At 61.4% G+C, this 1,800-nt stretch carries 2 protein-coding genes; one reads left to right on the top strand and one right to left on the bottom strand.

The genetic code is table 11. The features are described from left to right. The first annotated feature begins 150 nt into the window (after positions 1-150). Entirely contained in the window at positions 151-618 is a 468-nt protein-coding gene (locus tag A2I95_RS35190; protein WP_027258505.1) for an Lrp/AsnC family transcriptional regulator, read from the top strand. Positions 619-748: 130 nt separating this feature from the next. Here the strand turns inward: A2I95_RS35190 and A2I95_RS35185 are convergent. After that, positions 749-1,800 (bottom strand): cytochrome P450 (locus A2I95_RS35185; protein ID WP_291737206.1); only part of this gene is annotated, 1,052 nt, incomplete at its 5' end.

Below are 1,800 nucleotides of genomic sequence, written 5' to 3'. Positions count from 1 at the left end.
CATCTGTAAGGCCCCTCCAGCGTGTTTGACTTGAGGTTAGATATAGGAAATATTCCCGGTATTGCGCTATATGCACGGACAAATAAGAACATAGGTTCTTGGTGGTTGAAGATGTGGGCCGATTGGTCCTCACAATAGGAGAAAACAGGAATGACGGTGCGGATCGACGCCACTGACCGGAAAATTCTGGCTGAACTGCAGCGCGACGCGGGCCAGTCGCTGGACGAAATCGCCCGTCAGGTGGGTTCTTCCAAGACCCCGGTGTGGAATCGGATCCGCAAGCTGAAGGAGGCAGGTGTGATCGGTCAGCAGACGGTGCTGCTGGATGCCGAGGCGCTGGGGTTCGAGGCCTGTTTCTTTGTTCTCATCCGCACGTCTGAGCATGAGGCGGACTGGCAGGCCAAATTCTTGCAGGCGCTGCGCGACCGCCCCGAGGTGCAGGAAGCGCACCGGCTTGCGGGCGACATCGATTACATCCTGAAGGTCAGGGTGCAGAATGCGCGCGCTTATGACGTGTTCTATCAGGCGCTGATTGCCGAAGTGCGGGTGCATAATGTGACGGCGCTATTGTCGATGGAAGAGATCAAATCGACAACGATGCTGCCGCTGCAGCCGTAGGAATATGGGTATTTAAGATCAGAAAGAAGCGGAAGACGGTGTTGCTTCTTTCTGGTCCGGAAATACCCCGGGGTTTGGGGCAGAGCTCCAAGTTAGATATGGGTTTGGAGCAGAGCCTCAATCTGGCAGCTCAGGCGCTCACCATCAGACGGGTCAGACCATGGAAATGGTAGGTGTTGGAAAACTCCGGCGCAGCCGCCAGTTTCAGGTCCGGACAGCGGTTGAAAAGGATCGGCAGGGCGATCTGCATCTCCAGCCGCGCCAGCGGGGCGCCGACGCAGAAGTGCAGGCCGCCGCCAAAGCTTTTGTTCACTTTCGGGGGGCGGGTCGGATCGAAATGGTCCGCGTCGTCCAGCGCTTTGGGGTCGCGGTTGGCAGCACCCAGCAGCAGCGCCACCTGATCGCCGCGCTGGAAGGTGTGGCCGAACACCTCTGCCTCCTCGTAGGCGTAGCGGGTGAACATGTGCAGCGGCGGGTCATAGCGCAGGATTTCCTCCACCAGCCCTTCGATGCCTGCGGGCGCCAGCCACTCCGGCTGCCAGCCCTGCTGCAGCATGGTTTTCACACCGTTGCCAAGGGAATGCACGGTGGCCTCATGGCCCGCATTCAGCAAGAGGATGCAGGTGCCGACCAGCTCATCCGCTGACAGTTTGTCGCCTTCCTCCTCCGCCGCGATCAGGCGGGAGATCAGGTCGCCGCGGGGATCGTTGCGGCGCTCATCGATGTAGCTGCGCAGGAACTCCGTGAACTGTTGCGAGGCCTTGGCGGCGGCGTGTTCGGTCTCTTCGGTGCGCGACGCCTGATACATCGCCACCATCCTGTGCGACCAGTCCAGCAACTGCGGCGCCATGTCCTCGGGCACGCCCAGCAGGCGGCAGATGGTGATCACCGGCACCTGGGTGCAATAGGCCTCCAACAGGTCGAAGGGCTGGTCCGGGAAAGCGTCGATCAGCTGGTGGCACAGATCCTTGATACCCGGTTCCAGCGCCGCGATCTCGCGCGAGGTGAAGGCGCGCAGCACCAGCCGGCGCAGGCGGGTGTGGCGGGGCGGCTCGGCGTCCAGCAATGAGTGCGCTTCAACCTCCAGAAAAGGGGCGAGATGGGCGGGGCCTTCTGTCCGCATCTCTTCCGGCATCTCGCGGCCGAAGCGGCGGTCGCGCAGCAGCATGTGCACGGCGGAAT

The organism is Leisingera sp. F5 (assembly GCF_001593695.1).
This window is presented reverse-complemented; position numbering and strand designations above follow the sequence as displayed.

Excerpts from the sequence above, each read along its gene's own strand:
- A2I95_RS35190 (WP_027258505.1), top strand. The coding sequence starts at position 151 with ATGACGGTGCGGATCGACGCCACTGACCGGAAAATTCTGGCTGAACTG.